Here is a 14,120-nt window from a genome sequence, read left to right as displayed (position 1 = left end):
CACCCCACAGCGACAGGAATAGATCGACCCATAATCATCCGGTTTGGAAATACCGCAGCCCAAGCACCATCACGCCGTAACAAACGGTGGCACCCGCCATCGATGCGCCCAGGCTGAGCCAGAACCCGAAGCCCCAACGGATAAACAGGGGCAACAGCAAGAACAACGTCAGGGAAGGAATCACCAGCCAGAAGATATCCACGGACAGCGCGGCAATCTTGCTCAGGTCATGCGTCTCCAAATACAACCAGATGAAGGCGATGATGGATATCACCGGCAGCGAGGCGAGTACGGCACCGAGCATCGAACTGCTCTTCGCGGTTTCCGACACGATGACGATCAGGAGCGCCGACAGGCAAACCTTGAGGAGGTAATAGGCCATCTTAACTCTTTGGCGATTGGGATTCGGTCCGACAAAGTTTGACGGCCTATCCGGGACGATTACTCTGAAAAAGTCCATAAATTACCCTGCCTGTCCCCGAGTTTGAACCAGCTTTTTCATTCGTTTAGCCGCGCTACCATTTACGCGCTTGGCGGCGATAGGATATAGTAACTGAGCAATGAATACGCTACGGCGCTCCAAAATCTGGCTCTCTGTTGTGCTGATGCTTGCGGTGCTCGGTCATTTTGGCTTTGGCCATCGCGATGTGTCGGCTTTCGTGCTGTGTTTCGGGGCCGATGGTCACGTGGCGGTGGAGCCTGCCGGCCATGATCATGGAACCGATGCGGATCAACGCTCCCCGACCAAGGCCGAGACCGGCGCCTACTTCGCGGACGGGGATTCTCCCTGCAGGGACATTCCCGTGGTGGACGATGACCACGGCGCCCATGTTCCCCTGGCCGAGGCATCAAAACCCTCGCTCGATCTCGGGCTCCTGCCCCTGGTCTTCCTCACTTTCCTCCTCATTCCCTATGCCCGGCTGGTGCCGCGGCGGCTTCGTTTCCCCGATCCGCCGATCACCGATTCCAGGCTCCTCGCCCGGCGCACCGTTGTTCTTCTGAATTAGATCACCCAAGCGGTATGGCGCCCCGTCTGAGGGCGCCGGACCTTGTCGTGCGCGTGCCGCACGGCAGGGTACTCCACCCGCTTGGGAGAATCTTCCGTGTTCACAAAATTCACCGTACCGGTAGCCGTCGCGCTGACCGGCCTCTTGCTATTCGACAGTTCGACCCAGGGCGCCGAAACGGCGGTGCCCAGAGCGGCCGAAAAAATCGCTGCGGCCAGCAAGGCACCGTACGAACCCGCCGCAGACCAAACAGCCTCGGCGGAAGAGCCCGCCGGGGACATCACCCTGATGCAGGCGCTCATCGCGGCGCTGCTCAAAAACCCCGAACTCGCCGCCTTCTCGCAGGAAATCCGCGCCCGCGAGGCGGCGGTGCTGCAGGCTGGACTTCGGCCCAACCCCACGCTCAATGCCTTGGCGCAGAACTTCGGCAACCGATCGATCCGAGGGTTCGACGGCGACGTGGTGACCCTGGAACTCAGCCAGTTGATCGAACTGGGCGGCAAGCGCGCCGCCCGCATCGAGGCGGCCCAGCTGACCCAGGATCTCGCCGGCTGGGATTACGAGACACAACGCATTGCAGTAGTGACCCGGGTCGCCCAGGCCTTCAGCGAAGTGCTGGGCGCCCAAGCGCGCCTCGACCTGGCTCGGCAGACGGCGGAAATCGCGGAACACGTGGCCACGGCGGTCGAGAACCAGGTCGAAGCCGGAAAGGTATCGCCGGTGGAGGAAACCCGCGCGAAGGTCGCTCTCGCTACCGTCCGCACCGACCTGACGCGGGCGGGACGGGAAATGGAGGCTGCCCGGAGGCGCTTGGCGGCTCTCTGGAGCAGCGTCACCCCGCGTTTTACCCGCGTATTGGGGGAGCTCGAAACCGTCTCGCCCATCCCCACCCTGGAGCAATTGCAGGAAAGGATTCACCGGAACCCGGAATTGGCCCGCTGGGCGACGGAGCTTACGCAGCGACAGGCCCTGGTCGATCTAGAAAAGGCCAGGGCCGTTCCGGACGTGACCGCGATCCTGGGGGTGAGCAAATACCTCATGCCCGACGACTACGCCCTGGTTGCCGGCGTCTCCCTGCCGCTGCCCGTTTTCAACCGCAATCAGGGCGGCATTCTGGAGGCGGAGCATCGCCACACCAAGGCGATCGAGGAACGCCGCGCCGCCGAGGTGCGGGTCGGCACGGCCTTGAACATCGCCTATCAGGCGCTCGCCGCCGCCTATGCGGAAGCGGAGGCGTACAAAACCGCCATTCTGCCCGGCGCCGAGAGCGCCTTCGACGCGGTACAAAAAGGTTATCGCCTCGGCAAATTCGCCCTGCTGGATGTCCTGGACACCCAGCGCACGCTGTTCGCCGCCAGGGCGCAATACCTGCGCGTGCTCACTGCCTATCACCAGGCCGTCGCCGAGTTGGAGCGGCTGATCGGCGAACGGCTCGCCTTCGTACCCGTTTCCAAGGAGCCCCAATGAACATCAAGCAATCATCGCTCATCGCCGCCCTGCTGCTGATCGGACTGGTGCTGGCCGGTCTGATCCTGACCTCGGAGCCGCCCAAGGGTCCTAAAGAGGACGAACACGGTGCGGGCGAAGCGCACGAAAACGAAATCGTCCGCGGCCCCCACGGTGGCCGGCTGCTTTCCCGGGACGGTTTTGCCCTGGAGATCACGATTTACGAAAAGGGCGTGCCGCCCCGATTCCGCGTGTACGTCTATGAGAACGACAAGCCCCTGCCACCCGAAGCGGTCGCGCTCACGTTCGAACTTCACCGGCTGGGCAACCGCATTGATCGCATTCGCTTCCACAAGGAAGCGGACTATCTGCTCGGCGATGAGATCGTCGAGGAGCCCCATTCCTTCGATGTGAAGGCCAACGCCGAATACGCCGGCAAGACTTATGACTTCGCCTATTCCCAGGTGGAGGGCCGGGTGGCGCTCGCACCGGAATCGCTCCAAAGCGCCGGTATCGAGGTAAAAACCGCGGGTCCCGCGACCATCGAGACGGTTCTGGAGCTGCCCGGCGAAATCCTGTTCGACCAGAACCGCCTCGCCCATGTGGTGCCGAGAGTCGCCGCGGTCGCGGTGGAGGTGCGCAAGGAACTGGGCGACGGCGTGCGCCGGGGCGAAGTGATCGCTGTGCTGGAGAGCAGGGATCTGGCGGATCTGAAAAGCCAGTATGCCACGGCGGTCAAGCGCCTGGCGCTGGCCCGATCCCTGTTCGAGCGGGAAGAGCGCCTGTGGCGCGAGAAGATCTCCGCGCAGCAGGATTATCTCGCCGCCCGTACCCAGTTCGCGGAAGCCGAAATCGCCCTCACCACCGCACGGCAGCAGTTGGCCGTCCTGGGTATCGATCGGACGGAAATCGACCATATCGGTAGCGGAGGCGGCGCCTCGTTTGCACGCTATGAGCTGCGTGCGCCGCTGGACGGCCAGGTGATCGAGAAACACACGGTGACGGGTGAGGCCGTCCAGGCGGACACGACGGTTTTCGTCATCGCCGATCTCTCCACCGTCTGGGGGGAATTCAGCGTGCCCGCCAAGGACCTGAATCGGGTCCGCCTGGGCCAGAAGGTCCGGTTGAAAGCCCCGGCGCTGGACTTGGAGGCGGAGGCACCGGTCGCCTACCTCGGGCCCTTGGTGGGCGAGCAGACCCGCGCCGCCCCGGCCCACGTGCACCTTCCCAATCCCGAAGGACGCTGGCGCGCCGGCCTGTTCGTGACCGTGGAAGTGGTGCAGGAGGAAACGACCGTGCCGGTGGCGGTGGCGGCGGTGGCGCTACAAACCTGGCGGGATTTCCAGGTGGTGTTCGCCCGATACGGCGACCAGTTCGAGGTGCGCCCGCTGGAACTGGGCCGCCGCGACCGCGACTTCGTGGAAGTGATCAAAGGGCTTTCGGCGGGCGAGCGGTATGCGGCGGGGAACAGCTTCGTGCTCAAGGCGGAGCTGGGCAAGGCCGGGGCGACGCATGAGCATTGAAATCCCCTCACCCCAACCCCTCTCCCAGAGGGAGAGGGGCTCAATAGTTCCCTTCTCCCTTTGGGGAGAGCGAAGCGAGGGGGGCGAAGCCGGGTAGGGATGAGGGAGGGAGAGTGAGCGTAATGTGGCTTTTTTAACACGGTTATCCATATGAACAGCGTGTGGGTCCTGTCGGTGCTCTACTTCGTCCTGGCCGGCCTCCTGGAGATCGGCGGGGGTTATCTGGTTTGGCTCTGGTTTCGGGATGGCCGACCCTGGTGGGTCGGCTCGATCGGCGCCTTGCTGCTGATCGGCTATGGGATCGTTCCCACTTTTCAGCCGGCCCACTTCGGCCGCGTGTACGCCGCCTATGGCGGTGTGTTCGTGTGGATGTCGGTGCTGTGGGGCTGGTGGATCGACGGTAAGCCGCCGGACCGCTGGGATCTCGTCGGTGCTGCCCTGTGCATCGCCGGCGTCGCCGTCATCATGTACGCCCCCCGAAGCGCTTAAAGCACTCCATTTAGAGATCGAATATGTTCGAACGCATCCTGCAACTTTCCATCCACCAGCGCTGGTTGGTCCTCATCGCCACCGGCGCCATGGCCCTGCTCGGGGTGTACAACTTCCAGCGGCTGCCCATCGACGCCGTGCCTGACATCACCAACGTCCAGGTGCAGATCAATACCGAGGCACCGGGTTATTCGCCGCTCGAGGCGGAGCAGCGCGTCACCTTTCCCATCGAGACCGTCATGGCGGGACTGCCCGGCCTGGAGCAGACCCGTTCGCTGTCCCGCTACGGGCTCTCCCAGGTCACCGTGATCTTCAAGGACGGCACCGACATTTATTTCGCCCGGCAGCTGGTGAGCCAGCGCATCCAGGAGGCCAAGGGCCGGCTCCCGCCCGGCCTCGAACCCACCATGGGGCCCATCGCCACCGGCCTTGGCGAAATCTTCATGTGGACGGTGGAGGCCGAGTCCGGCGCCCGCAAACCCGACGGGACGCCGTACACCGATACGGACCTCCGCACCCTGGAGGACTGGGTGGTACGGCCGCAGCTGCGCACCGTCCCCGGCGTCACGGAAGTCAACACCATCGGCGGCTACGTCAAGCAGTACCATGTCACCCCCGACCCCAACAAGCTCATGGCCTACGGGCTGTCCTTCCGGGACGTGCTCGACGCCTTGGCCAAGAACAACGCCAACGTGGGCGCCGGCTACATCGAGCATCGCGGCGAGCAATACCTGATCCGCTCTCCGGGGCAGGTGGCGAACCTGGACGAGATCCGCCACATCATCGTCGGGAATTTCAAGGGCGTGCCCATCTACGTCAAGGACGTGGCCGAGGTACTGATCGGCAAGGAGCTGCGGACCGGCGCGGCGACCCAGAACGGTCGGGAGGTGGTGCTGGGCACGGTATTCATGCTCATGGGCGAAAACAGCCGCACCGTGTCCAGGGCGGCCGACGAAAAGCTCGCTGAGATCAACCGGAGTCTTCCGGAAGGCGTCCAGGCGATACCGGTCTATGACCGCACCGTGCTGGTGGACAAGACCATCGCCACGGTGCGGAACAACCTCACGGAAGGCGCGGCCCTGGTCATCGCCATCCTGTTTCTGTTCCTCGGCAATCTCCGCGCCGCCTTCATCACCGCCCTGGTGATTCCCCTGTCCATGCTGTTCACCATCACCGGCATGGTGAGCCAGAAGGTGAGCGCCAACCTGATGAGCCTCGGAGCCCTGGATTTCGGCATCATCGTCGACGGCGCCGTGGTGATCGTGGAAAACTGCATTCGCCGCCTGGCGCTGGAGCAGCACCGGCTGCAGCGTGCACTGACCCTGTCCGAACGGCTTAGCGTGGTCTTCGACGCCTCGCAGGAAACGCGCCGGGCCTTGCTGTTCGGGCAGATGATCATCATGGTGGTGTACCTGCCCATCTTCACCCTCACCGGGGTCGAGGGAAAGATGTTCCATCCCATGGCCTTTACCGTGGTCGCAGCGCTCCTCGGTGCCATGGTGCTGTCCATCACCTTCGTGCCGGCAGCCGTGGCTTTGTTCATCGGCGGCCGGGTCTCCGAAAAGGAAAATCCCATCATGAGCTGGGCTCACCGGGCTTACCGGCCTCTCCTGGAGACCGCCCTCGGCAATGGCGCCGTGGTGGCCACCGCCGCAGGGCTCGTGGTCGCCCTGAGCCTGCTCCTGACCACGCGCATGGGCACGGAATTCGTGCCGAGCCTGGACGAGGGCGATATCGCCCTGCATGCGCTCCGCATCCCCGGCACCAGCCTGTCCCAGGCCGTCGAAATGCAGCATGTGCTGGAAAAGAGAATCAAGGAATTCCCCGAGGTGGAACGGGTGTTTGCCAAGATCGGCACCGCGGAGATCGCCACCGACCCCATGCCGCCCAGCGTGGCCGACAACTTCGTGATGCTGAAAGACCGCGCCGAATGGCCCGATCCCGGCCGCTCCAAAAACGATCTGGTCGAAGCACTCGAACGGGCGGTCAAGGCGATTCCCGGCAACAACTACGAGTTCACCCAGCCCATCAAGATGCGCTTCAACGAGCTGATCTCCGGGGTGCGCGCCGACGTGGCGGTCAAGGTGTTCGGCGATGACATGGACGTGCTGCTCGAAACCGGCGAAAAGATCGGCGCAGTGCTGGAAAAGATACCGGGCGCTTCGGACGTGCGGGTGGAACAGGTCACGGGGCTCCCGGTTCTGACCGTACGTCTCGACCGCGCGACCCTGGCCCGCTTCGGACTGAACGCCGCCGACGTGCAGGGCGTGATCCGGGCGGCGATGGGCGGCGAGGAATCCGGCCAGATTTTCGAGGGGGACCGGCGCTTCGATCTTCTGGTGCGCCTGCCGGAAAACCTTCGGGAGGACATGGAGGCTTTGAAACGAGTCCCTATCCCTCTGCCCGGCGCTCAAGCCGCCGGCTCCCATTTCGTGCCGCTCGGGACGGTCGCCGATTTCGAAGTCGCTCCGGGTCCTAACCAGATCAGCCGGGAAAACGGCAAGCGCCGGGTGGTGGTGACGGCCAATGTGCGCGGCCGCGACCTCGGCTCCTTCGTCCGGGAGGCTCAGGCGAAAATCGGGGAACAGGTGAAAATCCCACCCGGCTACTGGACCACCTGGGGCGGGCAGTTCGAGCAGCTGATCGAGGCGGCCAAACGCCTCGAGATCGTCGTCCCGGTCGCGCTGCTCCTGATCTTCATGCTGCTCTATTCCACCTTCGGCAACGTCAAGGACGGCCTGCTGGTCTTCACCGGCGTGCCTTTCGCCCTGACCGGCGGGGTGCTGAGCCTGTGGCTCAGAGGTATTCCGCTCTCCATTTCCGCCGCCGTGGGCTTCATCGCCCTGTCGGGCGTGGCGGTGCTGAATGGCCTCGTGATGATCACCTTCATCAACAAGCTGCGCAGCGAGGGCACGTCCCTGGATGCAGCCGTCCGGCAGGGCGCCCTGATCCGCCTGCGGCCCGTGTTGATGACCGCCCTGGTCGCCTCCTTGGGGTTCGTGCCCATGGCGCTCGCCACCGGCACCGGCGCCGAGGTGCAGCGGCCCTTGGCCACGGTGGTGATCGGCGGGATTCTCTCTTCGACCGTCCTGACGCTGTTGGTCCTGCCGGTGCTATACCGGATGTTCAAGACGCGCAAGGAAGAAGATGGCGGCGCGCCGGATGCCGCGGGGCCGCCCGCAAGCGGGGAACCGCACGATGCCTGTTGTGCCGAGGCGCCGCCCCGGCCGGAAGCTCCACGGCCACCCGAAGCCGGGGATTTCACCTCGGGTCGGCGCTTCCGGATCACCGGCATGGATTGCGCCGAAGAGATCGCTGTTTTGAAACGGGAAATCGGTCCCTTGGTGGGCGGTGAGGAAAACCTCGCCTTCAACCTGATGGACTCTTCGATGACCGTCTCCGGCGCTCAAGTCGACGATGCCGCCATCGTTCAGGCTATCGCCCGGACGGGCATGCGCGCCGAGCCTTGGCAGGCGGGTCAGCGGACCGCGGGCGAAGCGGGGCTCTGGCAGCGGCACGGAAGAGCCGCGCTGACCGCCGCCAGCGGAGTGTTCATGCTGGCGGGATTGCTGTTGCAGGTGTTCGCGGCGGGCGGCTTGAGCGCCGCTTTCGGTGCCGAAGGCGCCGGCATCCACCACGAGGTGCCGTTCGCGGCCAAGCTGCTTTATGGCCTCGGCATCCTGACCGGAGTCCTTTACGTTTTGCCCAAGGCCTGGTTCGCCCTGCGGCGCCTGCGCCCCGATATGAACCTATTGATGACCATTGCGGTCATCGGCGCGGTGGGGATCGGGGAGTGGTTCGAGGCGGCGACGGTGTCCTTCTTGTTCGCCGTTTCGCTGCTTTTGGAATCCTGGAGTCTCGGGCGCGCCCGCCGGGCCATCGCCGCCCTGATGGATCTGACGCCGCCGACTGCCCGGGTGAAACGGGCGGATGGACGGGAAGAGGAACGGCCGCCGGAACAGGTGCCTGTAGGCGCCTGGTTCGTGGTCAAGCCGGGCGAGCGCATTCCCCTGGACGGGCGCGTGACCCGGGGCACGAGCGAGGTCAACCAGGCCCCCATCACCGGGGAGAGCGTGCCGGTCCCGAAGGAACCCGGAAGCGAGGTGTTCGCCGGCACCGTCAACGGCAACGGCGCGCTGGAAATCGAGTGCACCAAGCCCGCCGGCGACACCACCCTGGCCCATATCATCCGCCTGGTCGCCGCCGCGCAAAGCCGGCGTTCACCTTCCGAACAGTGGGTGGACCGCTTTGCCCGCATCTACACACCGGCCGTCATGACACTGGCTGTTCTGGTACTGGCCATTCCGCCCCTGGTGTTTTCCGGCGCCTGGGCGGAATGGCTCTACCGCGCCCTGGTCCTGCTCGTGATTGCCTGTCCCTGCGCCCTGGTGATCTCGACGCCGGTTAGCATCGTGGCGGCGCTGGCCGCTTCGGCCCGAAACGGCGTACTGGTCAAGGGCGGACTGTATATCGAAGCGCCGGCGCGCCTGAAGGCGGTCGCCTTCGACAAGACCGGCACATTGACCGAAGGCCGCATGAAAGTCGTGCACGTGGTTCCCTTGAGCGGTCACGATGATACGGAGCTGTTGGAACGGGTCGCAGCCTTGGAAGCGCGCAGCGATCACCCCCTGGCCCGGGCCATCGTGGCTTACGCGGAGGAACGGATGGTACCAGTTCGGTCGGCCGAGGAGGTGCAAATCCTCCAGGGCAAGGGAGCCACCGGGCAATTCAACGGAAAGACTTATTGGATCGGCTCCCACCGCTACTTGGAGGAACGCGGCCAGGAAACCGAGGAAATCCACCGGCAGTTGGAGAACCTGTCGCAAGCCGGCCGGACGGTGGTCGTGGTGGGCAACGAAACCCACGTATGCGGCCTCATCGCCCTGGCCGATGCCGTGCGTTCGGAATCCGCCGAAACCGTCCGGAGACTGCGCAAAGCGGGCATCGAGCACCTCGTCATGCTCACCGGCGATAACCAAGCGACAGCGCAACGGATCGCGCGGCAAACGGGCGTGGACGAGGTTCGCGCCGAACTGCTGCCGGCGGACAAGGTGGCCGCCATGGAAAGACTGGTCACTTGCTACGGCCATGTAGCCATGGTGGGCGATGGTGTCAACGACGCCCCGGCGATGGCGCGGGCTACCTTGGGGATTGCCATGGGCGCGGCGGGGAGCGACGCCGCCATCGAGACCGCCGACATCGCCCTGATGTCCGACGATCTGTCGAAGCTGCCCTGGCTGATCCGCCACTCCCGGCGCACGCTCGCCGTCATCCGTCAGAACATCGGCTTCTCGCTGCTGGTCAAGGCGGCGTTCGTGGTTCTGACTTTCTTGGGATCGGCTTCTCTCTGGTCCGCCATCGCCGCCGATATGGGCGCCTCGCTCTTGGTGATCTTCAATGGGTTGCGGCTGCTCAGGAGATAGCCGCGATGCTCCGTCTGATCATCAAGACGCTCTTGACCGCCGTGGTGGTCGTGGCGGTTTCGGAAACGGCCAAGCGCTCGGTATGGCTGGGCGCCATCCTCGCGGCATTGCCGCTCACTTCGCTATTGGCCTTGACCTGGTTTTGGGTGAACACCCGCGATGTTCGATCGGTCGCTGGGCTGGCAATGGGAATTTTTTGGGCAGTGATCCCGTCGCTGGCCTTCTTCCCACTGTTCGCTTGGTTTCTGCGCATCGGCTTGCCTTTCCTCGCGGCGCTGAGCCTGGCGGGGGCAGCGACCGTGAGCTTTTACGCCTTGTACTATCTGGTGCTCGGCTACGCGGGGATGCGTCTTTAGCAACTCTTCCCGATGCTTAGACGTGGGGGGAGCTGGAGTGACATGTGGTGTAGGAGCTACTAGCAATGAGTACATTGGTATCGGTCACAGCCCGGAATCGCCGTTTGCTGTGGACCACCTTCGGTCTGACCTTTACCTACTTCTTCGTGGAAGTCGTGGCCGGGCTCTGGACGAACAGCCTTGCGCTGCTCGCGGACGCGACTCATATGCTCACCGACGTGGGCGGGCTGGGGCTGGCCCTTTTCGCCGCCTGGATGTCTGCAAAGCCGGCATCGCCGACCAAGACCTACGGCTACTACCGGGTCGAAATTCTAGCGGCGCTAACCAACGCCGCAGTCCTGTTCCTAATCTCCTTCTACATCTTGTATGAAGCCTACCGCCGTTTTCAGGAGCCTCCCGAGGTATCCAGTTTGCCCATGCTGGCCGTAGCGGTAGTCGGCTTGGTCGTGAACCTGATCGGCATCTGGCTCTTGCGCCGGGGCGCGAAGGAGAGCTTGAACCTGCGGGGCGCTTTCCTCGAGGTCGTCAGCGACCTACTCAGTTCAGTCGGCGTTCTCGTGGCCGGCGGGATCATGTGGGCTACCGGCTGGTACTATGCCGACCCCATCTTTAGCGTCTTGATCGGCCTGTTCATTCTGCCGCGCACCTGGAAACTGATGACGCAGGCCGTGAACATTCTGCTCGAAGCCACGCCAGCGCATATCAACCTGGTAGAGGTCGAGCAGACGATGCTCGATATCGAGGGGGTCGCCTCTGTCCACGATCTGCACGTCTGGACGATCACCTCGGGCATCGACGCGCTCAGCGCCCATGTAGTACTGGCGGACCACGCGCCTCCGGAATTCTCGGCGGTGGTGATAGAACGGGTGACAACGGCCCTCAGGGAGAAGTTCAAGCTCGACCACTCGACCATTCAGGTGGAACAGACCAGTCGAAAGACCGCTGAGGTGCCACTGTGAAGGGATTTGGAGAGGCAAGCTCTGTAGGGAGAACATTGGGTTAGCGTTAGGTGGCCCACCCCCTCACCACCGCCACAATAACTTAGGACGGTAATTGTTGGCCTGGAAAAGGCTGCCACGGTTCACACGAACCTCCATACTTTTTACCTTGTCCTGACCGATGAAGAACAGCGATGAAACCGATTCGACTTTTCGTTGCTCTGACGCTTGCCCTGCCCGTGGCTGCCCTTTCCGATACCGGCAAGGTGATCTCGATCCAATCCGGTGATCGTCTGACCGTTCGGCACGGCCATCAAAAAGTCAGAATTCATCTGACGGGAATAGAGGCGCCGCAGAAGCACCAACGTGGGTTCGGAAAATCGCGCGCCAAGCTGGCCAAACTCTGCCGAAACCGCCGCGTCCATGTCTCCATCGACAATCCCGGCCCTGGTTTCAGTGACGGCCGGGTGGCCTGTCAATTGAGGGGAGGATTTTATGCCGATGCGGCGATTTACCAACTCGATCAAGGATGGGCATGGATGCAGCCTAACGCGACCGATCCCGACTTGGTCGGCGCTCAAAATAACGCGCAAAGCCGCTGTGCCGGGTTTTGGGGCGAACCCTTTTCCCATTGCACCCATGCCCCCAGCCCCACACCGCCACCATGGGACGACTGCAACGATCATCCCCATACCGCCACATGTCGCGACGACCATGAGGGTGACGATCATCATTTTTAGGCCATAAGTTAACGACCGACGATTGCAACACCTGAAATCAGCGCATCGCCCAGGAAATGGGCGTGACGGATTCGTGCCGAGCTGCTGCCGGCGGACAAGGTGGCAGCCATGGAAACCCTGGTTGCCGAATACGGCCAGGTGGCCATGGTGGGCGATGGCGTGAACGATGCCCCGGCGATGGCGCGGGCTACCTTGGGGATTGCCATGGGCGCGGCGGGGAGCGATGCCGCCATCGAGACCGCCGACATCGCCCTGATGTCCGACGATCTGTCGAGGCTGCCTTGGCTGATCCACCACTCCCGGCGCACCCTGGCCGTCATCCGTCAAAACATCGCATTCTCGCTGACCGTCAAAGGCGTTTTTGTTGTTCTGACCTTCCTCGGCAGCGCTTCCCTCTGGTCCGCCATCGCCGCGGACATGGGCGCCTCGCTCTTGGTGATCTTCAATGGATTGCGATTACTCAGATGAGAGAGTCATGCGCTTGGGCAAGCTTGGATTAATGGAATGCTTTGTTGAAGGTATCGCGCTTCATGGAGAAATGGTTTCTGCCGTCAGTCGGCTCGCAACCGGCTCTCCAAGAGGAGATTCACGGATCCGAGAGTACCATTTCACACATTCAGTCGAGGCATCCTATGCACTTCGTGCGCTCGTTGAGATTTCTCGCTTCTTCTTCCTATCCCTACAGCCTCATTGGGTTTTGCAGTGGGCAATTTGTTTGACTGGAGATTCAGTTGCTAGGTCTGGCTGCCTTGAAGGCGATGATCCATGCTCAGCGCGTCGAAATTACCAATCCGAAGCCGCTGGTACCCAACTCCGTCGCCAACACTTCGGGCAACGTTCCGAACGGATGATACGCGGCTCGACCACTTGGACCTCCAGTTGGAACGACGTGCGTCACTTGCGGCCCGATGGGTTCGATTCCATCAAGACGGTAATCGTCCGACGATTACCGTAGGTCAGTCTTCGAGATCATCTTATCCATTGGTTACAGCCCCAAGCCATCAGCCCAATGCCCACCAGCTTTCGAACGCTGCCTTCCGGTCCGGGCACATAGCGCTCCGCCACGATCGCCAGGGTGATCAGTCCCATCCAGAGCAGGTTCATTACGCCCACGGCAAACATCACCAGCATCTCGGCCCTGCAACAGCCGATGCAATAGAAGCCGTGGTGCAGCCTCAAACGCAACCCGCCGATAAGCGTCGGCAGTCGCCGAGTTAATCGCAGAGCGAATGGGGCTGAGAATTGAACCTAGATCTGGAACGCATACTGGCGGCGCTTGCTTGAAGAGACTGCCGCAGGGGAATCCGAAGAGAGGCTATGGTTGGTCATGTTCTGAAACAAGGCCTCTCAATCAATGGAGGCGGACCAAGCCCTGAATAGCGCTACCGTGGATGGCGGCCATCAGTTCCTCGGCCAAGGGATCGAGTGGGCCGGCGGTGATGAACACCAACCGGCCACGCTGGTCATCGGTCGGACGAACCGGTAAGGGCACCAGCGGAAAAAGCTGCCCCGATGCGGCGTGTACGGCGACCGGCTCGATTCGATCGGGCAAATAGACGACACCCTTGATTCTCACCAGGTGTTCGCGATGGCGAGCGAGCAATCCTTCAAGCATGGTTTGCAACTGCAACCAGGGCAGCGGATCGTCCAGGTATAAAGAAAGACTGCGAAAACCGTGGTCAGGCAGGTCGGTGCCCTTTGGCAGCGGCCGACCGTCGGTGCCGCGGGTACGGGTCCGCAACAGGGCCTCGACATCGAGCTCACCTCGTAATGACGAAGAAAATCTGGGCGTGGCCGGAGCGAGTTCGTGCAACCGGGCCTCAAGGCGTAATTTGTCCTCCGCGCCGGCCATATCGGCATGGGTGAGCACCACGGTATCCGCCCAAGCCACTTGGGCGCGAGCCTCGGGAAACCGGTCCAGTTGCTCCAGGGCGTGGGGTATCGCCAGCGTGGCCACGACGGCGTGCAGCCGGTAGCGGGAGGCCAGCCAGCGATCCCGCAGCAGGGTATACAGTATGGGCTCCGGGTTGGCGACGCCGCTGGCCTCGATAATGACCCGATCGAACGAGCCGACCCGGCTCCACGCCATCCACAGTTTTTTCAGTACCGGCGCCAAAGCCTCCCGCACCTGCCAGCACAGGCAGCCGCCGGACAGGGTCATCAATGGGATATCCTGCCGCTCGATCAGCTGCTGATCC

11 protein-coding genes and 2 pseudogenes are annotated in these 14,120 nt (G+C 63.0%); 10 read left to right on the top strand and 3 right to left on the bottom strand.

All coding sequences use genetic code 11. The annotated features are described in order from the left end of the window. Positions 1-34: 34 nt before the first annotated feature. On the bottom strand, positions 35-382 hold the full coding sequence (locus tag B2A78_RS08980) for a DUF3147 family protein (protein ID WP_077729660.1): 348 nt from the start codon (positions 380-382) through the stop codon (positions 35-37). 178 nt (positions 383-560) lie between these two features. On the opposite strand from B2A78_RS08980, the gene B2A78_RS08975 reads away from it, so the two are divergent. The 10 genes and pseudogenes from B2A78_RS08975 to B2A78_RS08935 all read left to right on the top strand — a co-directional run. Then, on the top strand, positions 561-1,007 hold the full coding sequence (locus B2A78_RS08975; protein ID WP_077729659.1) for a hypothetical protein: 447 nt from the start codon (positions 561-563) through the stop codon (positions 1,005-1,007). A gap of 96 nt (positions 1,008-1,103) precedes the next feature. Continuing rightward, the gene (locus B2A78_RS08970; RefSeq protein WP_240502460.1) at positions 1,104-2,474 is read left to right on the top strand and encodes a TolC family protein; all 1,371 of its coding nucleotides are present in this window, start codon (positions 1,104-1,106) and stop codon (positions 2,472-2,474) included. Continuing rightward, positions 2,471-3,976 (top strand): efflux RND transporter periplasmic adaptor subunit, encoded by a 1,506-nt coding sequence (locus B2A78_RS08965; RefSeq protein WP_156880950.1) that lies wholly within the window; start codon positions 2,471-2,473, stop codon positions 3,974-3,976. The genes B2A78_RS08970 and B2A78_RS08965 overlap by 4 nt, the downstream gene beginning before the upstream one ends. 150 nt (positions 3,977-4,126) lie before the next feature. Further along, positions 4,127-4,465, top strand: coding sequence for a YnfA family protein (locus B2A78_RS08960; RefSeq protein WP_077729658.1), 339 nt, complete (start codon positions 4,127-4,129; stop codon positions 4,463-4,465). Positions 4,466-4,488: 23 nt separating this feature from the next. Next, positions 4,489-7,611 (top strand): annotated as a pseudogene (locus B2A78_RS26575) (CusA/CzcA family heavy metal efflux RND transporter); the annotation flags it as partial. Beyond that, a complete protein-coding gene (locus tag B2A78_RS26570) occupies positions 7,588-9,888 on the top strand; it encodes a heavy metal translocating P-type ATPase (RefSeq protein WP_346425839.1) in 2,301 nt (766 codons plus the stop codon). The pseudogene B2A78_RS26575 and the gene B2A78_RS26570, both read left to right, overlap by 24 nt. Before the next feature lie 5 nt (positions 9,889-9,893). Continuing rightward, complete coding sequence (locus tag B2A78_RS08950) at positions 9,894-10,244, top strand: DUF3147 family protein (protein ID WP_077729656.1); 351 nt, start codon at positions 9,894-9,896, stop codon at positions 10,242-10,244. Between the two features lie 65 nt (positions 10,245-10,309). After that, the gene (locus tag B2A78_RS08945) at positions 10,310-11,203 is read left to right on the top strand and encodes a cation diffusion facilitator family transporter (protein WP_077729655.1); all 894 of its coding nucleotides are present in this window, start codon (positions 10,310-10,312) and stop codon (positions 11,201-11,203) included. Between the two features lie 173 nt (positions 11,204-11,376). Further along, positions 11,377-11,922 (top strand): thermonuclease family protein, encoded by a 546-nt coding sequence (locus B2A78_RS08940; RefSeq protein WP_077729654.1) that lies wholly within the window; start codon positions 11,377-11,379, stop codon positions 11,920-11,922. 69 nt (positions 11,923-11,991) lie between these two features. After that, positions 11,992-12,390 (top strand): annotated as a pseudogene (locus B2A78_RS08935) (HAD-IC family P-type ATPase); the annotation flags it as partial. Positions 12,391-12,891: 501 nt separating this feature from the next. Here the strand turns inward: B2A78_RS08935 and B2A78_RS08930 are convergent. Together B2A78_RS08930 and B2A78_RS08925 are read right to left on the bottom strand one after the other, a co-directional pair. After that, a complete protein-coding gene (locus B2A78_RS08930; RefSeq protein WP_077729652.1) occupies positions 12,892-13,146 on the bottom strand; it encodes a DUF2182 domain-containing protein in 255 nt (84 codons plus the stop codon). A 127-nt stretch (positions 13,147-13,273) separates the two neighbouring features. Continuing rightward, positions 13,274-14,120 (bottom strand): GTP-binding protein (locus B2A78_RS08925; RefSeq protein ID WP_077729651.1); only part of this gene is annotated, 847 nt, incomplete at its 5' end.

The sequence above is a fragment of the Methylocaldum sp. 14B genome, assembly GCF_002005105.1.
GTDB lineage: Bacteria > Pseudomonadota > Gammaproteobacteria > Methylococcales > Methylococcaceae > Methylocaldum.
This window is presented reverse-complemented; position numbering and strand designations above follow the sequence as displayed.